Below are 21,298 nucleotides of genomic sequence, written 5' to 3'. Positions count from 1 at the left end.
TGGTCAGCGAATCTGCGGGAAGCTGCGCCTGCATACTCAATCGGCGCCCCCGTTCCAAGTGTAGCGCTAACAAAACGCCCCTCCCGGAGGCCGGAAGGGGCGCAAATCTGCCCTGCGGGCGGGGGCTCAGACGGCGGGGCGGCCGATCGAGGTGTAGGCGAAGCCATGCTTGGCCATGTCTTCCGGCGCGTAGATGTTGCGCAGGTCGACCACCACATTGCCCTTCATCACGCCCTTGATGCGGCCGAGGTCGAGCGCGCGGAACTGGTCCCATTCGGTGATGATGACCATCGCGTCGGCTCCGTCGACCGCCTTGTAGGCGCTGTCGGCATAATCGATGTCCTTCAGGAGGTGGGAGGCCTCCTTCATCGCTTCCGGATCATAGGCGACGACCTTCGCGCCGGCGTCAACCAGCGCCGGCAGGATGTCGAGCGAGGGCGCATCGCGCATGTCGTCCGTGTTCTGCTTGAACGCCAGGCCGAGCACGCCGATGGTCTTGCCCTTCACATCGCCGCCGAGCGCGTTGATGACTTTCGTCGCCATCGCCTTCTTGCGGGCGGCGTTGACCTCGACCACCGTGTCGACGATGCGCACCGGGCTGTTGTAATCATTCGCCGTCTTGGTCAGGGCGAGCGTGTCCTTCGGGAAGCAGGAGCCGCCATAGCCGGGGCCGGCATTCAGGAATTTCGAGCCGATCCGGCCATCGAGGCCAATCCCGCGCGAGACTTCCTGCACGTTGGCGCCGACCTTTTCGCACAGGTCTGCCATCTCGTTGATGAAGGTGATCTTCACGGCGAGGAAAGCGTTGGCGGCGTACTTGATCAGCTCGGACGTGCGGCGCGCCGTGAACAGGATCGGCGTCTCGTTGAGGAAGAGCGGGCGGTAGAGTTCCTTCATCACCTGCTTGGCGCGGTCATCATCTGTGCCGACGACGACACGGTCCGGAATCTTGAAGTCCTTGATGGCGGCGCCTTCGCGCAGGAATTCCGGATTGGAGACGACTGCAAAGTCGCCGTCGGGCCGGACCTTGCGGATGATCGCCTCGACTTCGTCGCCGGTGCCGACCGGCACGGTCGACTTGGTGACGATTACGGTGAAGCCATTCATCATCTGGCCGATCTCTTCGGCGGCGGCATAGACATAGGACAGGTCCGCATGCCCGTCGCCGCGGCGCGAGGGTGTGCCGACCGCGATGAACACGGCATCGGCATCCTTCACCGCTTCGGCCGCGTCGGTGGTGAAGAACAGGCGCTCTTCCTTGACGTTCTTGGAAACCAGCGTGTCGAGCCCCGGCTCATAGATCGGCATGATGCCGGCATGCAGCTTGTCGATCTTCGACTTGTCCTTGTCGACACAGGTAACGATGTGGCCGAAATCGGCAAAACAGGCGCCAGAGACAAGGCCGACATAGCCCGTTCCGATAATCGCGACACGCATGGGGAATCCCTCAAAAAGATACAAAGCCGGGGGTGATCGCGTGCGGGGTGCAATTTTTGTGCGAGAGGGTCAAGGGGCGATTGCCTCAAGGGCACCGGCTTGACGGCACAGGTCCGCCGACATAGAACAAAAAGCGAACATAGTCTGCTGGCAGGAGCCCGGGATGAGCCTTGTTTTATATACAAACCCCATGTCGCGCGGGCGCATTGCCCACTGGATGGTGGAGGAAACCGGCGCGCCTTACCAAACGCGCTGGGTGCGCTACGGGCCGGAGATGAACGCGCCGGACTATGCTGCCATCAATCCGATGCGGAAGGTACCGGTGATCGAGCACAACGGAACGATCGTTACCGAATGCGCGGCCATCTGCCTTTACCTTGCCGATGCCTTTCCCGAGGCGGATCTCGCGCCCCTGCCTGACCAGCGCGCGGCCTATTACCGAGCAATCCTCTTCGCCGCAGGCCCTTGGGAACAGGCAACCACAATGCAGGCGCTCGGCATCAATATACCGGCCGACAAGTCCGCGATGGCCGGCTTCGGCGATTTTGACCGCACCTTGAACACCCTGCTCAGCCTCGTGCCGGAGGAAGGCTATCTCGCGGGGCCCAAATTCACCGCAGCGGATGTCTATACCGGCGCGCAGATCGGCTGGGGCGTGCAGTTCGGATCGATCCCGAAAACGCCGGAGGTGGAAGCCTATCTCGCGCGCATCCAGTCGCGCCGCGGCTTCATCCGGTCGAGCGAGATCAGCAATGCCGCCGCTGCCCAGTATGGCCCGGGCTGAACGGGGTCAGGGGCGGACGCGGTAGACCACGGTCTCGCCGGCGCTGGCGGCCGGCTCTAGCCAGCCGGGCACCTCTCCGGCCATCAGCCGGGCGATCAGTCCGTCCGGCGCATAGTCTGCGAAGAAAGCGAGATACTGATCGCCAGGACAGACCATGACATAGGAGACGCGCGAGGCGGCAAGCTTGGACTGCGCGTCCTCGGCCGGCACCGTCAGGATCGAGATGGCGGCATCGATTCCGGCTGTGTTGCGATGATAGTTGCCATGCAGGGCGCTGTGCGGCGTCTCCAGCAGGAGGTCTGGCGTATCATTTGGCGAGGCCAGGATGCGCCCCGCCGGCAGCGCCTGCAGCGCTGCCAAAGCTTCCGGCGTCAGGCAGCGCACGATCTCTGTCTCCGTCACCGCCGTCTTTGGCGTGATCATTATGCCGAGCGTCGCCCAGCTTGTCGGGAACCCGAGCAGCACCACAAGCATGTAGGAGAGGCGCGGCAGGCCCGTTTCGCCGGACTGGGTCTTTGCCGCGAGCAGGGCCAGCGGAAGGATGGCGAACAGCTGGCCGAAAATGTAGAAGCGCGTCTGATAGATCGTCAGCGCCGCCGAAATCGTCAGCAGAAGGACGAAAATCAGCATCTCGCGCCGGTGGATCGCTTTCCAGGCGAGGTAAGCCGCGGCGCCGAGACCGAGAAGGACAGGCCCGAGGCGGAACAGGATATTGGCCGGACGCGCGGGCCAGTCGGCAAATACCGGATGCGCCTCCGTCACACGGTCCAGCCAGAGCAGGCGGGCTTCCGGCGACAGGGCGTTCAGCGGGTTGGACAGGCAGTGCGGGCCAAGCAGCAGGACGAAACCGAGGCAGAACACACCGACAAGGCCGAGCGCGGCGAGGCGCAGGACCATCGGGCGCAGCGAGGCCAGCTGCGCGGTAAGGGCCAGCCCGGCGCCGCCGGCAACTCCGGCAAGCAGGGAGACCGATGACAGCGCGTCACAATGCACGACGCCATAGTCCAGCGGATTGACCGTGATGAGAAAGGCGGCTGTCAGCGTCGAGGCGAAGGATGCGCCGAACACCACGGCCGCCTTTCGCGCCGGCTCGCCCGTGAGCGCCCAGTCGAGCGCGACAAACCCCGCCATCGCGGCGACAAAGATATAGACTTCGACCCCGATGGCCGCCGCCAGCGCCAGCGCCGCGCCGGACAAAGCATAGCCGCGCAAACGGCGCGCGTCTCCGAACTGGCCCACCGCTGCGGCCGCCAGCAATCCGAGCTGCAGGTTGTGGTGATCGATTGCGCCTGGCAGGAACCTCGGATGAAAGAACAGGAGGCTGAAGGTCATAAGGCAGACAAACAGCAGCAGGAGGCGGCCGCCGAGCACCCGTGCGCCCGCAACCAGAGAGAACGTTACAATCAGTACACTGATGAGTGGCCAGGCAGAGATGGCAGCCGCAATTGCTGTCTCCTGCCCGACGAGGGGCGTCAGCAGGAAAGCAATCGATGCAATCGGCAGATCGACGAGGCGCGACCAGTGCATCAGCGTGCCGCCTTCCGGCCCGAGACGCAGCTGCCAGAGATCATACCAGCCCTTGCCGTCCAGGAGTTCGCGCACCTGGACGAGGCGCATGATATCGTCCGTATCGAGGCCGATATTTCCGAACTCTCCCGACAGGATCCTGTTCGTCATCAGGCTGATCACGACAGCGGCCGACAGGATCAGCCCCGCATGGCGTGCGGCCAGATCGGAAAGATTGGAGCGTGTCGGCACAGGTATTCCCTTCAAGAGCAAGGCAAACTTAACGAGTGCCGGTCTATGACATGGAAACTTTCATGAAGACTGAACGCGGATGACAACTCCTGAACTCCCCCGTTACAGCATCGCTGTCCTCCTGCCCTGCTACAATGAGGGCCTGTCGATCGCGTCCTGCGTGATCAGCTTCCGCAAGGCGCTGCCGGGCGCGCGGATATATGTCTACGACAACAACTCCACGGACGACACGGCGCAGCAGGCCGCCATCGCGGGCGCAACGGTCATCACCTGCCGCCGCCAGGGCAAGGGCAATGTCGTGCGCCAGATGTTCGCCGACATCGAAGCCGACATCTACATCATGGCGGATGGCGACGGCACCTATGACGCGTCCGCCGCGCCGCAGATGATCGAGGCCCTGCTGCGCGACCGCGCCGACATGGTCGTCGGCACACGCCGCAACATCACTGAAGACGCTGGCCGCCGCGGCCACGCGCTCGGCAACAACGCCTTCAACATGATCTACCGCGCCATGTTTGGCCGCGACTTCACGGACATCTTCTCAGGCTACCGCGTCTTCACGCGCCGCTTCGCCAAGAGTTTCCCGGCCCATTCTGCCGGCTTCGAGATCGAGACGGAAATGTCCGTACACGCCTCAACCCTGCGCCTGCCAGTCACCGAAATGGAACTGGACTATGGCCGCCGCGTGGAAGGCTCAAAAAGCAAGCTCTCCACCTTCCGCGACGGCTTCCGCATCCTCTCCATGATGGCGATGCTGCTGAAAGAAACTAAGCCCTTAGTCTTCTTCGGCCTTATCGCCGCCGCCCTCTTCGGCGCCTGCACCGTCCTGATGACGCCGATCACACTCGAATTCTTCGCCACCGGCCTGGTGGACCGCATCCCCACCGTGATGCTCTCCATGACGCTGCTCGTCGGCGCCATGCTGTCGCTCTCCTGCGGCGTCATTCTCGACTCAGTCTCCCGTGCCCGTATCGAACAGAAGCGCATCTTCTATCTCTCGCAGGCGCCCGCACGCGGCGAGCGCGCTTTCTTCGGCGCGCAGCCGATAGAGGAGCGCGAAGCGCCGGCCGCTGTCCGGGGCACGGGCTTCTGATGCGCCGCGAGATGACCAATCGCATCCGCTTCGTGCTGGAGGATATCGTGCCTCCGGCGCTGCGCGATTCCGGCCTGTTCCGCGCCGCCGCCTCGATGGCCTGGGGAAACCATATCGGCGATCTCGCGCGCTTCCGCGAACGCGCCGCCTTCCTCACGGATGAGGAGTATGAGGCGCTCTACCGCAAGCATCCGCGCGTGCATGAGGACACGGACAATTCCGAAGCCTGCATCGCCGCTATCACCGCCGATATCCTCGGCGACAGCGTGGTCGATGTCGGCTGCGGCACGGGCGCGCTTCTCCGGCGCATCCGCGCCGCCCGCCCCGGCCTCGCGCGGATGACGGGCGTCGATTTTGTCATTGATCCGGGCCTCGCCGATGACGGCATCAACTATATTGCGGAGAAGGTTGAAGCCCTCCCTTTCCCGGACAAGGCCTTCGATACCGTCATCTGCACGCATGTGATCGAGCATATCGTCGACTACCGCGCCGCCATCGCAGAGCTGCGCCGTGTGGCGCGCCGGCGCTTGATCATCGTCGTGCCGCGCGAGCGGGAATACCGCTACACCTTCAACCCGCACGTCAATTTCTTTCCATACACGCACAGTTTCCTGCGCGCCATGATGCCGGTTCCGGAGAGCCATGCCTGCCGCAATATCGGCCGCGACATCTATTACCGCGAGGACCTCGCGCCATGAGGTCGCTGCCGCTGCACGTCATCAGCCTGCTGGTGCTGACACCGTTCCTCATCGCCGCAGGACAGGTGATGTTCAAGCTGACGGGCGAAAAGCTTGCCGCCTATCCGGCGCAGCCTCTCCAGTCCGCCGTGTTCAGCCCCATCTTCCTCGGCGCCATGGCGCTCTATGGCGGCGCCACCCTGCTCTGGGTCTATGTACTGAAAACCGTGCCGCTGTCCTATGCCTATTCCTTCATGGCCCTGACATTCGTCATCGTGCCGGTGCTCGCCCATCTCTGGTTCGGCGAGCCGCTGAACGCGAAATACTTCGCCGGCATGGCGCTCATCCTCGCCGGCCTCTTCACGCTCTGGTCCTGATGCCTCAGATTTCCTGATTGTAGGTGCCGACTTCCGGATGCTTGCCAAGGCGCGGCTTCACTTCGTTGTGGAAGAGGTCCTTCATGTCGGCTTCGCTGGCCATCGACTCGACGACGACGACCAGTTCCGGCTTGTTGGATGAGGCGCGCACCAGAACCCAGGAGCCATCCTCCAGCGTCACGCGCGCACCATTGACTGTGTTTACGTCCACAACCTTCCGTCCAAGGATGGTTTCGCCCTTCAGGCCCTGATACTCGGCCACCATCTTGTCCACGACGCCGTACTTCACCTCATCGCCGCAATGCGGCGACATGGTGAGCGAGGTGTACGCCACGCCAAGTTCGTTCTTGAGATCCGCCATCGTGCGGCCCGGGTTGCGGTCAAGCATTTCAAGCACGGCCTTTGCCGCGACAAGCCCGTCATCATAGCCGAGCCCGATCGGCGGGCGGAAGAAGAAGTGGCCGGACTTCTCGAACCCCGCCAGCGCGCCCAGTTCCGTCGTGCGGCGTTTGATGTAGGAATGGCCGGTCTTGTAATAGTCGACCGTTGCGCCGTTCGCCTGCAGCACAGGGTCTGTCTTGTAAAGGCCGGTCGATTTCACATCGACCACGAATTTCGCATTCGGATAATGTCTGGAAAGATCGCGCGCCAGCATCAGGCCGATCTTGTCGGCAAAGATTTCTTCGCCGGTATTGTCGACCACGCCGCATCGGTCGCCGTCACCGTCAAAGCCTAGCACGACATCGGCGCCGTGTTCCTTTGCTGCCAGCGACATCTCGTGCAGCATCTCATGATCTTCCGGGTTCGGATTATATTTCGGGAACGTGTTGTCGAGATTGCAATCCATCTCGATCACCTCGGCGCCGATGCCCCGCAGCACATCGCCGGCAAACGCGCCGGCCGTGCCATTGCCGCAGGCGGCGACAACTTTCAGCTTCCGCGTCAGCTTCGTGCCGCCGATGATCGCCTGGATGTATTTCTCGCGGATGCCGTCGATGCGGCGATGCTTTCCGCCCTCGCGCGTGACAAACTTTCCGCCCATCACGATCTCTTTCAGGCGGCCCATCTCGTCCGGCCCGAAGGTCAGCGGGCGGTTCGCGCCCATCTTCACGCCGGTCCAGCCATTCTCGTTATGCGAGGCGGTCACCATCGCGCAGCAGGCCGCGTCCAGCTCGAACTGGCTCCAGTAGACCATCGGGGAGAGCGCGAGGCCCACATCCAGCACCTCGCAGCCGCCGGCAATCATGCCGAGCGTCAGCGCATTCTTGATCGGCTGGCTGATCGAGCGGAAATCATGTCCCGTCACCACGGACGGCTTCACGCCCAGCTCGTGGAACAGTGTCGCCATGCCGAGGCCGAGCGCCTGCACGCCCGTCAGGTTCAGCTCCGGCGCCTTGGCATGGCCGATGCCATTAAACCACCAGCGCGCGTCATATTCCCGGAATCCCGTGGGCTTCACCAGCGGCAGGATCTCGAATTCGAGCGTGTTCGGGGCGATATCGGCGAGCGGTTTCGGCAGCATCTGTGTCTCCGTGAAACGGGTCTGGCACGCTCCCAGGCGGGGAGCGGCGATTTCGCGATCCTTTTGCAGCTTTCGCGCCGCAGGGGAAGCATGCGCCCGGCGCCTGCTCACGAAAAGTTCAACAGACCTTAATTTGCCCCGCCTCGCCCCAGCCCTAGCTCGGGTCTCGCACCGGGTTTGGTCACCGGCCCTGTGCACCCCTCCCAGTTCAGATTTGCAGGAGACTTCAGAATGAATATTCGCGCAGCTTTGTGTGCCCTTGGCGCCGGCTCCTTCATCGTATCGATGCCTGCCCATGCGCAGGAATGGTATGTCAGCGGCTCAGTTGGCTACCTGATGCAGAATGACAGCTCGAACACCGGCGCAACCGGCGCGTTCACCACCGGCAACGGCGCCCCCGCCCTGCCCTTCGGCACGCCCGTCGCGACCGGCACGCCCTATGGCTGGGAAACGGAATTCGACACCGGCTATTCAGTGGCCGGCGAATTCGGCACCGCCTATGGCAACGGTTTCCGCTCCGGCATCGAACTGGTGTTCAGCAAAGCAGACGTCGACACGCACCGCCGCGTGAATGTTGCCGGCACGGTCATCGACGGCGTCGACGCCGCCGTGCTCACCGGCTCGGACACGCAGCTCGGCGTGACGGTCGGCGACGTTGTCGCTGCGCCGGACGGCGACAAGATCGAAGTGACCAGCCTGTTCGCGAACCTCTATTACGACTTCAATCGCGATGGCATGATCAGCCCCTATGTCGGCGCCGGTATCGGCTATTCCGATGTGCAGGTTACCTACCGCCCCTCCGGCGTCAGCATCATTGACGACAGCGAAGGCAAGCTCGCCTACCAGCTGAAGGCCGGCGCCACCTGGGCCATCAGTGAGCGGATCGATCTGTTCGGCGAAGCGGCCTACCGCACGACGGACGATATCAGCGTCCGCAACCAGCTCTTCCCGGGCTCGCTCGAGATCGAGAATACGCAAACCGTGCTCAGCCTCGGCGCGCGCTACCGCTTCGGTGGTTGATAGGTCTGCCTCTCACGAGGAATGCTGGCGGAGGAAGTTGACTATCCAACTCGCCAGCAGGCGGCGATCGCACTCACCCCCTAGAGATGCGATCGCCGCATCCGCCATTGCGGGATCAAGCGATTTTCCCCGCCGCGCACCGTACAGCGCCGCGGCATAGTCCGGCTCGAACTCCGGATGGCACTGGAAGCTGATCGCCGGAAAGCCGCGATAGTCGAGCCCCGCATAGGGCGTGAATTCCGACCGCGCGATCACGGAAGCCGCTTCCGGTCGCACCACCACCTGGTCCTGGTGGCTCACCGCCACCGACAGCGCCGGCGGGCAGGGCCCCGCCGACCAGTCCGGACACTGAACAATATCGTAGGTGTGCCGCCCGACGCCCCAGCCCTTGTCGGATTTTGTCACCTTCCCGCCGAGCGCCTCGCCCATCGCCTGATGGCCGAAACAAATCCCCACCTGCGGTGTCTGCGCCGCCGCCGAGGCGCGTATAAACTCCATCAGCGGCGCGATCCACGGCTCGTCATCATACACGCCTGCAGGCGATCCGGTATAAAGCACCGCGTCCAGCGTCGCCGGATCCGGCAGCGCCTCGCCTTTCACAACTGAAACCGTCTCGCACATGATCGCCGCATCCTGCGCCGCGACCATGCGCCGGAACATTTCCGGATAGTCCGGAAAGTCCGCGCGGATCGGCGCCGGCACGAGGCCTGTCTCGATGATGGTGAGTTTCATGCCCTGCCCTATTCCGCCGGCACTTCTTCTGCCTCGCGCCGTTTCGGCTCGACGAGGAAGCCGCCCGACTGGCGCGCCCAGAGATCCGCGTACAGACCACCTGCGCCCGCCAGCTCGCCATGCGAGCCCTGCTCCACGATCCGGCCCTCATCGAGGACAATCAGCCGGTCCATCGCCGCGATGGTGGACAGCCGGTGCGCAATCGCGATCACAGTTTTGCCTTCCATCAGGTCGAACAGGCTCTCCTGGATCGCCGCCTCGACTTCGGAGTCGAGCGCCGAGGTTGCCTCATCAAGGATCAGGATCGGCGCGTCCTTCAGGAAGATGCGCGCAATCGCGATACGCTGGCGCTGGCCGCCCGAGAGCTTCACGCCACGCTCGCCGACATGCGCGTCCAGCCCGCGCCGGCCTTTCGCGTCCACCAGCGTAGCGATGAACTCGTCGGCCTTCGCCTTGCGAATCGCGGCATGAATTTCCTCATCCGTCGCCTCCGGCCGGCCATAGGCGATGTTCTCGCGGATCGAGCGGTGCAGCAGCGAGGTATCCTGCGTCACCACACCAATCTGTGCCCGGAGCGAATCCTGCGTCAGCCCGGCAATGTCCTGCCCGTCCAGCAGGATGCGCCCGCCTTCGACATCATAGAAACGCAGCAGCAGGTTTGTCAGCGTCGTCTTGCCCGCGCCGGAACGCCCGACAAGGCCGATCTTCTCTCCAGGACGGATATGCAGGCTCAGCTTCTGGATCACGCCCGCGCCCTTGCCATAATGGAAGGTCACATCCTCGAAGCGGATATCCCCGCGCGACGCGCCCAGCGGCTTTGCCGCCTCCGCATCCGTCACCGCGACCGGCTTTTCCAGCATCGCCTTTCCGTCATAGACAACACCAATGTTCTCGAACAGGCCCGCCACTTCCCACATGATCCACTGCGACATCGACTTGATCCGCAGCGCCAGCGCGACCGCTGCCGCCACGGCGCCCGCGCCGACGAGATTGCCCATCCACAGGTACAGCCCGATTGCGGCAATCAAGAACACCAGCAGCGAATTATTAAGGTAGACGACAAAATTGAAGCCCGTCACCATCCGCATCTGGCGATAAACCGTGTCGAGAAAGCCCTGCATGCTGCCCTTGGCATAGGCTTCTTCGCGGCCTGCATGTGCGAACAGTTTCACGGTCTGAATGTTCGTGTACGAATCAACGATCCGCCCGGTCATCACCGAGCGCGCATCTGCCTGCGCCTCGGCAATCTTGCCCAGCCGCGGCACGAACCAGCGCAGTACGAAGCCGTACACCACGGCCCACAGGATGAACGGCGCCATCAGCCACGGGTCCGCCGCCGCCACCAGCGCCAGCGCGGAGAGGAAATAGACGATGACGAACACGAACACGTCGAGCACCTTCATCACCACTTCGCGCACCGCGAGCGCCGTCTGCATCACCTTGGTGGCGACCCGGCCCGCATATTCATTCCCGAAGAAACCCATCGACTGGCCGAGCATCTGCCGGTGCATCCGCCAGCGCGCGCTCATCGGCACATTGCCCATCAGGCCCTGGTACACGACGAGGCCCTGCACCAGCGTCAGCAGGGGCAGGCCCACCAGCAGCACGAAGCCCATGATCGCCAGCGCGCCGCCCTCGCGCGCAAAGAAATTCTCGCGGTCTGCCTGCGACAGCCAGTCGACGATGCCGCCGAGGAATCCGAACAGCGCCACCTCGCCGATGGCGATCAGCGCCGTGAACACCGACATGATCGCCAGGAACGGCACCGCATCGCGGATATAATGATACACGAACGGCCAGAATCCCTCCGGCGGCACGCCCTGCCGCGTTTCGGGAAAGGGCTCGATCAGGCGTTCAAAGAAGCGGAACATAGCCCGCCCCATGTGGCGTGGGGGATGGCAAAGAGCAAGGCCACCAAAGCCCCTTCTCCGTTGGGAAAAAGGTGCGTTGCACTAGGGGGCAACGCCCTCCGCAATCCACGCCTTCACCTGCGCTTCCAGAACGTCCAGCGGCACGGCGCCCTGCCCGAGCACGACGCCGTGGAAATCGCGGATGTCGAACCTGTCGCCCAGCGCCGCCTCCGCCTCTGCCCGCAGCGCGCGGATCTTCAGCTCACCGATCTTGTAGGCCGTCGCCTGCCCCGGCCAGCCGATGTAGCGGGTGACTTCGGTTTCGATATTCAGCGGGCTCAGCGCTGAGTTTTCCTTGAAACAGGCCTCCGCCTCCTCCCGCGTCCAGCCATACCAGTGCAGCCCCGTATCCGCGACCAGCCGGCAAGCCCGCCACATCTCGTAAGACAGCGCACCGAACCGCTCATACGGCGTCTCATAGATGCCCGCCTCGCCCGCAATCCGCTCGGCATAAAGCCCCCAGCCTTCGCCGAAAGCGGTGGCGTAATAGTCCTGCCGGAAGCGCGGCTGATCTGCCATTTCCTGCGCCAGCGCAATCTGCAAATGGTGCCCCGGCACCGCCTCATGCGCCGAAAGCGCCGGCAGCTCATACAGCGGGCGCTGCTCCAGCGCGTAGGTGTTGACCAGGTAGCTGCCCTTGCGCCCTTCCTCGATATCGCCCTGCACATAGCGGCCCGTCGTATAGCCCGGCGCAATCGACAGCGGCACCGGGTCCACCGTGTAGCCGAGCTTCGGCAGCGTATGGAAATACTCGGGCAGGATCACATCAATCCGGCTGGTAATCTCCCGCGCCTTCGCCATCAGTTCGAGATCGGTCTCGGCATAGAATTGCGGATCAGAGCGCAGGAAGGCGAGGAAGTCGCTGAAGCTGCCCTTGAAGCCGGTCTCGGCCATCACGCCCTGCATCTCGGCGCGGATGCGCGTAACCTCGGCCTGGCCGAGCGCGTGGATCTCTTCCGGGCTGTAGCCGGCGCCGGCCGTGTGCGTCTCGATGGTTGCGGCATACGCCTCATGCCCGCCGGGCAGGGCGGCGATGCCGGCGCCCTGGCGCGTGGCGGGGGCGTAGACGAGGTCGATGAACCGCGCCGTGTCGCGATAGGCCTGGATTGCCCGCGCCGCAGCCGCCAGCCCCTTGGCCCGAAGGCGCTCCGCCTCCGCCGCCGGGATCGTGTCCGGCAGGGTGAGGAATGGCTGGTAGAGGTCGCTGGTGGCCGGATCGTCCACAATCTGCGCCTCGATCTGTTCCCGCGTCGTCGCCAGCGGGTCCCTGTAGGCGGTCCAGCCCGTGGTGATGCCGCGCGCCATGTTTACGCGGTTCTCGGCAAAGTATCGGGGTACATCGTTCAGTCTCTGGACCCAGGCCTCGCCATCCTCGACACTTTTCAGCCGCACCCGCATCGCCGCAAACACCGGCGCCGCCTGGAACCCCCAGTCACCGGTGAACGGGATGCGCGCCATGTCCAGCTCGGCGGAGATGATGTCTTCCTTCAAGAGGCGCTCGAGGATGGCGATGTCCACCCGGCGCGGCGAATCAACCGCCTCGATCTCGGCCAGCAGGGCGCGGGCCTGATCGGCGCGGGCATTGATATCCGGCAGGCGCACGCTGCCCCAGCTGCGCGGCGCAGTGCCCGCGGCCCGGGCCGCCTCCCCGGGACTCCCGGCCTCGACATAGGCCTGATAGGCCTCGATCAGCGGCTCCAGCGGGTCGGCCGCGGCCAGCGGCGCAAACGCGATCAGGCATGCCGCGAGGACAGGTAGTTTCATAATGTCGCTCCCCACATGGCCGCGCGTTGACTTGACCATAGAGGCGCCTAGAACGCAGAGCCAAGTCCCTATTTAGGCAGGCAAGGATCCGTTCCCATGTCCGGCAGTCAAAAGGCCGATCCGCGGCCTCTTTCTCCGCATCTCCAGGTCTGGCGGTTCCACGCCACGATGGCCGCCTCGATCACCCACCGCATCACCGGTGTCGGCCTGTATGGCGGCACGCTGCTGGTCGCCGCATGGCTGATCGCGCTCGCCAGCGGGCCGAAATCCTACGCCACGGTCGAGGACATCGCCTTCTCGATCCCCGGACAGATCCTCCTCTTCCTCTGGGCAGTTGCGGTGCTCTACCATTTCGCCAACGGCATCCGCCACCTCCTGTGGGACGGCCCCGGCCTCGGCTTCTCGCCGAAAGTCGCAAGCCAAGTCTCGCTGTTCAACTATGCCTTCGCGGTGGTCGGCGCAGTTGCCCTCTTCCTCGCCGCGACGATGGCGTGAGGAGAGAGCCCATGTCCAAAGGCCAGTACCTCACCCCCGCCAAAGCCGCCCGCGGCCTCGGCTCCGCCAAGAGCGGCACCGCTCACCATATCCGCCAGCGCGTCTCTGCCATCGCGCTGATCTTCCTGGTGCCGTGGTTCCTGTTCTCGGTGATGAAAGCCGTGCTCGGCGGCTATGCCGGCGCCCTCGCCTGGGCCAGCTCCCCGATCAACTCGGTGCTCCTTATACTGACGGCCGCCGCCGCCATCTACCACATGCGCCTCGGCATGCAGGTCGTCATCGAAGACTATATCGGCAAGTCCGGCACCCGCGCCGCACTGATGATCCTCAACACCTTTTTCTGCGCCGCGCTGTTCGCGGTCATCGCCCTTTCCGTCCTGCGGATAGCGGTGTGAACACGAACCCCGGAAGACTGGACACCTGATGAGCACCTATAACTGGATCGACCATACCTACGACGTCGTCGTTGTCGGCGCCGGCGGCTCGGGCCTGCGCGCAGCGCTCGGCGCAGCCCAGGCCGGCCTGCGCACCGCCTGCATCACCAAGGTCTTCCCTACCCGCTCGCACACCGTCGCGGCGCAGGGCGGCATCGCCGCCTCGCTCGGCAACATGTCCGCCGACAGTTGGCAGTGGCACATGTACGACACCGTCAAGGGCTCCGACTGGCTCGGCGACCAGGACGCGATCGAATATCTCGTGCGCAACGCGCCGGCCGCCGTCTACGAACTCGAACACTGGGGCATGCCCTTCTCGCGCACCGAGGAAGGCAAGATCTACCAGCGCGCCTTCGGCGGCATGACGCGCAATTTCGGCGAAGGCCCGGTCCAGCGCACCTGTGCCGCGGCTGACCGCACCGGCCACGCCATGCTTCATACCCTGTACGGACAATGCGTGCGTGAAGACACCGAGTTCTTCATCGAATATTTCGCGCTCGACCTGATCATGGACGAAGACGGCGCTTGCCGAGGTGTCACCGCCTGGAAACTCGATGACGGCACGCTGCACCGTTTCCGCGCGCAGAAAACCATCCTCGCCACCGGCGGCTATGGCCGCGCCTATTTCTCCTGCACCTCGGCCCACACCTGCACCGGCGACGGCAATGCGATGGTGCTTCGTGCCGGCCTGCCACTGCAGGACATGGAATTCGTTCAGTTCCACCCGACCGGTATCTACGGCTCCGGCTGCCTGATCACCGAAGGCGCGCGCGGCGAAGGCGGCTACCTGACGAACTCCGAGGGCGAACGCTTCATGGAGCGCTATGCGCCGTCCGCGAAAGACCTCGCCTCCCGCGATGTCGTCTCCCGCGCCATGACGATGGAAATCCGCGAAGGCCGCGGCGTCGGCCCGGAGAAGGATCACATCTTCCTCCACCTTAACCACCTGACGCCCGACGCGCTGCACGCGCGCCTGCCCGGCATTTCCGAATCCGCGAAAATCTTCGCCGGCGTCGATGTCACCAAGGAGCCGATCCCGGTCCTACCGACCGTGCACTACAACATGGGCGGCATCCCGACCAACTATCACGGCGAAGTGCTGACGAAAAAAGGCGGCGACCCGGATGCGGTCGTACCCGGCCTGATGGCCGTGGGCGAAGCGGCCTGCGTGTCCGTACACGGAGCAAACCGCCTCGGCTCCAACTCGCTAATTGACCTTGTCGTCTTCGGCCGCGCCGCCGGCCTGCGCTGCGGCGCAACCACCGAAGCCGGCGCCCGCCAGCCGGAACTGCCGAAAGCCGCCACCGACGCGCACCTCGCCCGCTTCGACCGGATGCGCAATGCGTCGGGCGACCAGCCCGTTGCCGCCCTGCGCCTCGAAATGCAGAAAGCCATGCAGAACGACTGCGCGGTCTTCCGCAACGGCTCGGTCCTGAAGGAAGGCGTCGAGGCGATCGAGGACGTCTACAGGAAACTCCCCGGCATCGACGTGAAGGATCGCGGCCTCGTCTGGAACACCGATCTCGTCGAAGCGCTCGAATTCGACAACCTGATCGCCCAGGCCGCCGTCACTGTGAATTCGGCCGCCAACCGCGAGGAAAGCCGCGGCGCCCATGCTCGCGAGGATTTCTCCGAACGCGACGACGCCAAATGGATGAAACACACCCTCGCCTGGGTCGACGAGGCCGGCAAGGTCACCATCGATTACCGCCCGGTGCACGAATACACGCTCTCCAACGAGATCGAGTACATCAAACCGAAAGCGCGGGTGTACTGAGGATATAGCGGCCTGAAGGCGGAGCCCCCGATGAGCGAGTACAAATCGGTCTGGGTCCGCGCCGGAAGGCACATGAAGGAAGAGAAGAAACTGCTCGGAAAGGGCAAGAAACATATCGAGGACCCGAAAACGGCAGACCTCGCTGACCTTTCCGCCCAGATCGAAGACGCCTGCAACAGGCTGCATGAAGAAGGCTATGACGTGATCTCCATCCTCCCCTCCGTAGGCGGACATTCCGAACGCGGCGCCATCAATCAGGGCGGCTACGGGTTCGGCTACAGCGTCACCGATGGCGCGGTGATCACAGCGCGCCGGCGCGCACTTTAATTCAGGGATAATTCCAGGAACGCATCATGGTCCAGTTCACACTCCCCCAGAATTCCAAGGTCCAGAAGGGCAAGACCTGGCCGAAGCCCCAGGGCGCAACCAATCTGCGCGAGTTCCGCATCTATCGCTACAGCCCCGAGGAAAAGGCCAATCCGCGCTGGGACACCTATTGGGTGGACATGGACAAGGCCGGCACGATGGTCCTCGACGTGCTGATCTACATCAAGAACAATATTGACCCCACCCTCGCCTTCCGCCGCTCCTGCCGCGAAGGCGTGTGCGGCTCCTGCGCGATGAACATTGCGGGCCGCAACACCATCGCCTGCACCAAGGGCTTCGACGAGCTGCCCGGCGGCGTCATCTCCATCAGCCCGCTGCCGCACCAGCCCGTGATCAAGGACCTGATCCCCGACCTGACGCAGTTCTACGCCCAGCACGCCTATGTGAAGCCCTACCTGCAGACCGTCTCGCCGGTGCCGGAAAAGGAATGGCGCCAGTCGGAAGAAGACCGCACCAAGCTCGACGGCCTGTATGAATGCATCCTGTGTGCCTCCTGCTCCACCTCCTGCCCGTCCTATTGGTGGAACGGCGACAAGTATCTCGGCCCCGCCGCGCTCCTGCAGGCCTATCGCTGGCTGATCGACAGCCGCGACGAAGCCACCGGCGAGCGCCTCGACGACCTCGAAGACCCGTTCAAGCTCTACCGCTGCCACACCATCATGAACTGCGCTCAGGTTTGCCCCAAAGGCCTCAACCCCGCAGAAGCGATCGCCAAGATCAAGCACATGATGGTCGAACGCATCGCCTGAGGACGCGGTTCACCCCTCAAACGGATCGCGCATCAGGATCACGTCCTCGCGCTCCGGCGAGGTCGAAACGAGCGCGCAAGGCTTGCCGACGAGTTCTTCCAGCCGGCGCACATAGACAACCGCTTCGGCCGGCAGATCCGCCCAGCTGCGCGCGCCGCGGGTCGAGCCGCTCCAGCCTTTCAGGGTTTCGTAAACCGGCTCCACCGCCGCCTGGTCGGTCAGGCCGGCCGGGAAGTAATCGATCGTCTTGCCGCCGAGCTTGTAGGCGACGCAGACCTTGATTTCGTCAAACCCGTCGAGAACATCGAGCTTCGTCAGCGCCAGGCCATTCACGCCAGAGGTCGCGCAGGCCTGTTTCACCATCACGGAATCAAACCAGCCGCAGCGCCGCGCGCGGCCTGTATTGGTGCCGAACTCATGCCCGACCGTGCCGAGGCGCTGGCCGATCTCGTTCGCCTGCTCGGTCGGGAACGGTCCGGACCCAACGCGCGTGGTGTAGGCCTTCGCCAATCCGAGTACGTACGAAATCGCCCCCGGCCCGACGCCTGAGCCCGCGCTCGCATTGCCCGCAACCACGCTCGAAGAGGTAACAAACGGATAGGTGCCGTGATCGACATCCAGCATCACGCCCTGCGCGCCTTCAAACAGGATGCGCCGGCCCTTGCGAACCTGTTCGTCGAGAATCTTCCAGACCGGCTGCGAATAGGCGAGCACTTGCGGCGCGATCTTCAGAAGCTCCGCCTTCAGCTCCGCCGCATCCGGCGCCGGCAGGCCAAGTCCGGTACGCAGAGGCGTGTGATGCGCGATAAGCCGCTCAAGCTTCATGTCGAGCGCGGCGGGATCGGACAGGTCCGCGACGCGGATTGCGCGGCGGCCAACGCGGTCTTCATAGGCCGGGCCGATGCCGCGCTTGGTCGTGCCGATCTGCGCCGATCCAAGGGCCCCTTCCCTCGCCGCATCGATATCCTTATGCCAGGGCAGGATCAGCGAGGCATTGTCGGCAAGGATCAGGCTCTCCGGCGAGACGTCAACGCCCTGCGCGCGGATGCCCTCGATCTCGGTCAGGAGATGCCAGGGATCGACGACCACGCCATTGCCGATAACCGAGAGCTTGCCCCCGCGCACAAGGCCGGACGGCAAGAGCGCCAGCTTGAACACCTTGCCATCGATGACCAGCGTATGGCCGGCATTATGCCCGCCCTGAAAGCGGACCACCACATCGGCGCGCGCCGAGAGCCAGTCCACGATCTTGCCCTTACCCTCATCGCCCCACTGGGCTCCGACGACGACTACGCCTGCCATGGCGCCCTCCGTTCATAACCGCGGCGACAAGGGCAGGAATCGGAACCGAAAAGCAAGGGGCAGATGCGCGCGGGTACGCAATGCGTTGCGTCCCGCCCATAGCTCCCCAACGCGCGCCGAGTGAGCGCTTGAGTCTCACTAAAGTTGAATATATATCTATCGATACCGTATGTGGAGGGACAAGTGGCCGGTTTTGGAGATTTCCTGACTTACTTGGATCGACTGGGCGGCGACTTGGCGGCTATGGCAGGGGCAGATGGTAGACCCATGCTGCCAAGCGCTCTCATCATTGAGACCGCGGATATTCTGTCGGTTGGGCAGCTGAGGGAGCGCATGTGGCTCGTCTTCCGCGATATCCTACGGCAAGCAGGCAGACCCGAATTCCGCTTCGACGATGTGAAGGTTGAAACGCTGAGTGTCGATTCAGAAACGACGGATGACGAATTCGACCGCTTCTTCCTCGTCGAGCTCGATCCGGTCGATCAGTTGGCTGACGATGTGGCGCATGGCCGAGCGCTTATCGAGCTCGCAGAGTGGCTTGAACTGACCATCGACTGGATCGTCAGCGCCCATGCAGACCTGACTCTTCAATTGAATGAACTGAGGCCAACTGGTCCGGGTACGGAAATGCTCAGTGGTATATGTTCGGTCGGCCCTATTCCTCTTGGCGACACCTCGTTCAAACAGGATTGGTGGTTGCACAAAATCCGGCATCCCGAATTTTTTCCGTGCGACGGGCTTCCTCGGGGCGATTTTTCGGGACGAGGAATAACAATCGGCCATATCGACACCGGGTATGGCGCTCATCCCGAAATCGAGACCGGGTCTTGCATTCCGGGAATCGGCTTTGATTTCATCCTCAAAAGGGCGGGCGGATGGGAACCAGCCAATAGCGGGGCAAGGTCCCATGGACATGGCGACAGTACAGCCTCAGTGATCATAAGCCGGACACCCCACAACATGCGCGGCGTCGCCACCGGAGCTGTAACCGTTCCCTACAGGGCCATTGAGTTCGTCGCCGTGTTTACCGGAATGGGCCGGGTTGTTAAGGCGATAAGGATGGCTGCGCAAAGCGGCCATCCTGTTATCAGCATGAGTCTTGGGGGCATCTCGGCATTTTCCGGGCTGGAGAAACAGCTCAGCAAGGCCGAAGCGGCTGGAGCGATCTGTATCGCCGCTGCTGGCAATTGCGTAAAGCTTGCAGTTGCCCCCGCCATCTCGAACTACTGCATTGGTGTCAGCGGCACAGCCCCGAATGACGCGCCATGGCCATATGCCTGCAGCAGCCCGCATGGAAAACTCGACATCGCCGCTCCGGCACAATGGGTGCAGGCAGCAAGCCACAAAACTTCCCGCCCAGACCTGCTCTCAGAACGCGGCGAGGGCACTTCCTACGCAACGGCAATGACAGCGGGCGCTGCCGCCGTCTGGCTGGGCTATCATGGCTTGCAGGCGTGCCGGGATGCTGCGGATGCCTCAGGTGTTCCGCTTGCGCGATACTTCAAGGCATTGCTCCGCCAGACGGCGCGCGAGCCTAGCAACTGGAGTACTGATTATGGCGAGGGTATCCTGGATATGTGCAAACTGCTCAAAGCAGGATTGCCAGCGATCCCCCCGGCCGTAACCCAGCTTGTGGTGAAGCCGCCGCCACCTACAGCCCGCGCCATGTTCAACCAGTTTGTGCGGACCGCACGGCCTGATCGCGCCGATCAAATGCTTGCGGACGAATAGGGCTCAGTCGCCGAAACGGTAGCGAACACGCACGCCGATATTGTCGAGGCCCTGGTTGCGGCCCGAGCCCAGGATCTGGCCGTGGCTGAGATGTTCATACATCAGCTGCACGCCCCATTTCTCGCCCAAGTCCTTGTTCAGCGACAGGCTGGTCCGGAACAGGTCGCGCGAGCCGAAGAAAACGGCGGTGGCCGAGATCGGATCATTGCGCGGATCGCCCTGCGGATAAGGGAAGGTCAGTTCGCCATCGTGGATGGCATAGCCAACGCCCGGCTCGATCGCCCAGCCTTCGGCAAACTCCCAGTCCCATTGCAGGCCGACGCCGCCGAAATTCGTGTCGCCGGCGGTGTTGAGGCTACCCATCACATAAGGCCTCGGGCTCCAGAGGATGCTCAGGAACTCCGGCGAGTCGAAGACGATTTCGCCATTGATGTTCGGGCCATCTTCCTTGTTGGCATTGTCGCAATTGGCGATGCACACGTTGTGGGCAATGACGCCGAGGCGGATTTCATCAACGGGGCCGGCCTGCGCCACGAGCGCGGGCGCAAAGGTCAGGGACAGGACGAGAGCGGTTCGGCGCATGGACAATCCTTCATGACAGAAGCGTCACGCAGCCATCGCGCCCTGCCCCTGATCCGTCAAGCCAGCGCGGGCTCTGCGGGCACGCGGGCCCAGCGCAGCGTGGCTTCTGCGACACGCCGGCCGAACAGTTCCGCTGTTTTCAGGTCGGCGTCATTCGGTGTCTGGTCGGCGGGCAGGTCGACCAGCGACTGGGTGCCGAGGCCGAGGAAGAAGCCCGCCCGGTTGAGGGCCGTCCCGAAGTCGTGACCCGAGGCGTTGTAGCCGGTGGGCAGGCTGTTACCGACCCAGATCATGCCCTGCTGTGCCGCAAAGGTCGCGAGCTGCTGCAACGTCACCTGCTTGTCACCGGACAGCGAGCCTGAGGTGGTGAAACCGGCCGCGAGCTTGTTCTCCCAGGTGCGGCTCATCCAGACCTTGGACGAGGCGTCAATGAACTGTTTCATCGCTGCGGAGACTGAGCCCATGTAAGTCGGCGCACCAAAGATGATGGCATCCGCCGCCGCAAGTTCCGCCCACGGGCCCTTGTCGGGCGCACTCAGATCTTCCGCCTCGTAGAGGCGGACATCGGCGCCTGAAATTGCTGCGCCCTTGCGGACATGTTCGGCGACCTTGGCTGTGTGGCCGTAGCCGGAGTGATAGACGATTGCGATTCTGGCCATGACGGGGCCCCTTCTCTGTTACCGCCGAACAGATTGGGGCGGGTGACCCGAAGATCAGCCCGCCCCGGAGGCATAGGATTTATTCACCCCGCGCATGGCCGCGCGGAG

Annotated in this window: 20 protein-coding genes; 11 read left to right on the top strand and 9 right to left on the bottom strand. The window is 63.6% G+C overall.

From position 1 onward, the window contains the following. Nucleotides 1-126 precede the first annotated feature (126 nt). A complete protein-coding gene (locus ACK4TE_RS05635; RefSeq protein ID WP_409910509.1) occupies nucleotides 127-1,437 on the bottom strand; it encodes a UDP-glucose dehydrogenase family protein in 1,311 nt (436 codons plus the stop codon). Between the two features lie 163 nt (nucleotides 1,438-1,600). Between ACK4TE_RS05635 and ACK4TE_RS05630 the strand changes: the two genes are divergently transcribed. Continuing rightward, complete coding sequence (locus tag ACK4TE_RS05630) at nucleotides 1,601-2,221, top strand: glutathione S-transferase family protein (protein ID WP_409910508.1); 621 nt, start codon at nucleotides 1,601-1,603, stop codon at nucleotides 2,219-2,221. A 6-nt stretch (nucleotides 2,222-2,227) separates the two neighbouring features. Here the strand turns inward: ACK4TE_RS05630 and ACK4TE_RS05625 are convergent, their stop codons facing one another. After that, a complete protein-coding gene (locus ACK4TE_RS05625; protein WP_409910507.1) occupies nucleotides 2,228-3,979 on the bottom strand; it encodes a hypothetical protein in 1,752 nt (583 codons plus the stop codon). Between the two features lie 79 nt (nucleotides 3,980-4,058). Here ACK4TE_RS05625 and ACK4TE_RS05620 point away from each other — a divergent pair, with 79 nt between their 5' ends. The 3 genes from ACK4TE_RS05620 to ACK4TE_RS05610 are packed head-to-tail and all read left to right on the top strand — an operon-like array spanning nucleotide 4,059 to nucleotide 6,126. Next, entirely contained in the window at nucleotides 4,059-5,072 is a 1,014-nt protein-coding gene (locus tag ACK4TE_RS05620) for a glycosyltransferase (RefSeq protein ID WP_409910506.1), read from the top strand. Continuing rightward, nucleotides 5,072-5,770, top strand: coding sequence for a class I SAM-dependent methyltransferase (locus ACK4TE_RS05615; RefSeq protein ID WP_409910505.1), 699 nt, complete (start codon nucleotides 5,072-5,074; stop codon nucleotides 5,768-5,770). The genes ACK4TE_RS05620 and ACK4TE_RS05615 overlap by 1 nt, the downstream gene beginning before the upstream one ends. Next, the gene (locus ACK4TE_RS05610) at nucleotides 5,767-6,126 is read left to right on the top strand and encodes an EamA family transporter (RefSeq protein WP_409910504.1); all 360 of its coding nucleotides are present in this window, start codon (nucleotides 5,767-5,769) and stop codon (nucleotides 6,124-6,126) included. The genes ACK4TE_RS05615 and ACK4TE_RS05610 overlap by 4 nt, the downstream gene beginning before the upstream one ends. Before the next feature lie 4 nt (nucleotides 6,127-6,130). On the opposite strand, the gene ACK4TE_RS05605 is transcribed toward ACK4TE_RS05610, so the two are convergent. Next, nucleotides 6,131-7,648, bottom strand: a complete 1,518-nt coding sequence (locus ACK4TE_RS05605; protein WP_409910503.1) for a phosphomannomutase/phosphoglucomutase — start codon at nucleotides 7,646-7,648, stop codon at nucleotides 6,131-6,133. Nucleotides 7,649-7,879: 231 nt separating this feature from the next. On the opposite strand from ACK4TE_RS05605, the gene ACK4TE_RS05600 reads away from it, so the two are divergent. Next, the gene (locus tag ACK4TE_RS05600; protein WP_409910502.1) at nucleotides 7,880-8,668 is read left to right on the top strand and encodes a P44/Msp2 family outer membrane protein; all 789 of its coding nucleotides are present in this window, start codon (nucleotides 7,880-7,882) and stop codon (nucleotides 8,666-8,668) included. A gap of 12 nt (nucleotides 8,669-8,680) precedes the next feature. On the opposite strand, the gene ACK4TE_RS05595 is transcribed toward ACK4TE_RS05600, so the two are convergent. From ACK4TE_RS05595 to ACK4TE_RS05585, 3 genes are all read right to left on the bottom strand, one after another. Then, nucleotides 8,681-9,400 carry a glutamine amidotransferase-related protein gene (locus ACK4TE_RS05595; protein ID WP_409910501.1) on the bottom strand — a complete coding sequence of 240 codons (720 nt, stop codon included), beginning with the start codon at nucleotides 9,398-9,400 and terminating at the stop codon, nucleotides 8,681-8,683. 8 nt (nucleotides 9,401-9,408) lie between these two features. Next, nucleotides 9,409-11,271, bottom strand: a complete 1,863-nt coding sequence (locus tag ACK4TE_RS05590; RefSeq protein WP_409910500.1) for an ABC transporter ATP-binding protein — start codon at nucleotides 11,269-11,271, stop codon at nucleotides 9,409-9,411. Between the two features lie 81 nt (nucleotides 11,272-11,352). Next, on the bottom strand, nucleotides 11,353-13,074 hold the full coding sequence (locus ACK4TE_RS05585) for a DUF885 domain-containing protein (RefSeq protein ID WP_409910499.1): 1,722 nt from the start codon (nucleotides 13,072-13,074) through the stop codon (nucleotides 11,353-11,355). Between the two features lie 96 nt (nucleotides 13,075-13,170). Here ACK4TE_RS05585 and sdhC point away from each other — a divergent pair, with 96 nt between their 5' ends. From sdhC to ACK4TE_RS05560, 5 genes are read left to right on the top strand one after another with little or no spacing between them, the layout of a single operon-like run. Beyond that, entirely contained in the window at nucleotides 13,171-13,569 is a 399-nt protein-coding gene (gene sdhC / locus ACK4TE_RS05580) for a succinate dehydrogenase, cytochrome b556 subunit (RefSeq protein ID WP_409910498.1), read from the top strand. 11 nt (nucleotides 13,570-13,580) lie between these two features. Beyond that, nucleotides 13,581-13,964: a succinate dehydrogenase, hydrophobic membrane anchor protein gene (gene sdhD, locus ACK4TE_RS05575; RefSeq protein ID WP_409910497.1), complete on the top strand. Its 384-nt coding sequence runs from the start codon at nucleotides 13,581-13,583 to the stop codon at nucleotides 13,962-13,964. Between the two features lie 28 nt (nucleotides 13,965-13,992). Further along, a complete protein-coding gene (sdhA, locus tag ACK4TE_RS05570) occupies nucleotides 13,993-15,780 on the top strand; it encodes a succinate dehydrogenase flavoprotein subunit (protein ID WP_409910496.1) in 1,788 nt (595 codons plus the stop codon). Nucleotides 15,781-15,810: 30 nt separating this feature from the next. Further along, the gene (locus ACK4TE_RS05565; RefSeq protein ID WP_409910495.1) at nucleotides 15,811-16,107 is read left to right on the top strand and encodes a hypothetical protein; all 297 of its coding nucleotides are present in this window, start codon (nucleotides 15,811-15,813) and stop codon (nucleotides 16,105-16,107) included. Nucleotides 16,108-16,133: 26 nt separating this feature from the next. Then, nucleotides 16,134-16,916, top strand: a complete 783-nt coding sequence (locus ACK4TE_RS05560) for a succinate dehydrogenase iron-sulfur subunit (protein ID WP_409910494.1) — start codon at nucleotides 16,134-16,136, stop codon at nucleotides 16,914-16,916. A gap of 9 nt (nucleotides 16,917-16,925) precedes the next feature. Here ACK4TE_RS05560 and ACK4TE_RS05555 read toward each other — a convergent pair whose 3' ends face one another. Then, nucleotides 16,926-18,218: an adenylosuccinate synthase gene (locus ACK4TE_RS05555; protein WP_409910493.1), complete on the bottom strand. Its 1,293-nt coding sequence runs from the start codon at nucleotides 18,216-18,218 to the stop codon at nucleotides 16,926-16,928. Between the two features lie 183 nt (nucleotides 18,219-18,401). Here ACK4TE_RS05555 and ACK4TE_RS05550 point away from each other — a divergent pair, with 183 nt between their 5' ends. Further along, on the top strand, nucleotides 18,402-19,949 hold the full coding sequence (locus ACK4TE_RS05550; RefSeq protein WP_409910492.1) for a S8/S53 family peptidase: 1,548 nt from the start codon (nucleotides 18,402-18,404) through the stop codon (nucleotides 19,947-19,949). 3 nt (nucleotides 19,950-19,952) lie between these two features. Here ACK4TE_RS05550 and ACK4TE_RS05545 read toward each other — a convergent pair whose 3' ends face one another. Further along, nucleotides 19,953-20,531 carry an acyloxyacyl hydrolase gene (locus ACK4TE_RS05545; RefSeq protein ID WP_409910491.1) on the bottom strand — a complete coding sequence of 193 codons (579 nt, stop codon included), beginning with the start codon at nucleotides 20,529-20,531 and terminating at the stop codon, nucleotides 19,953-19,955. Between the two features lie 56 nt (nucleotides 20,532-20,587). Continuing rightward, nucleotides 20,588-21,190, bottom strand: coding sequence for a flavodoxin family protein (locus ACK4TE_RS05540; RefSeq protein WP_409910490.1), 603 nt, complete (start codon nucleotides 21,188-21,190; stop codon nucleotides 20,588-20,590). Between the last annotated feature and the right edge of the window lie 108 nt (nucleotides 21,191-21,298).

The organism is Hyphomonas sp. (assembly GCF_046313975.1).
GTDB lineage: Bacteria > Pseudomonadota > Alphaproteobacteria > Caulobacterales > Hyphomonadaceae > Hyphomonas.
The sequence above is the reverse complement of the archived record's forward strand: the minus strand, read 5'-3'. Positions and strand labels throughout refer to the sequence as shown.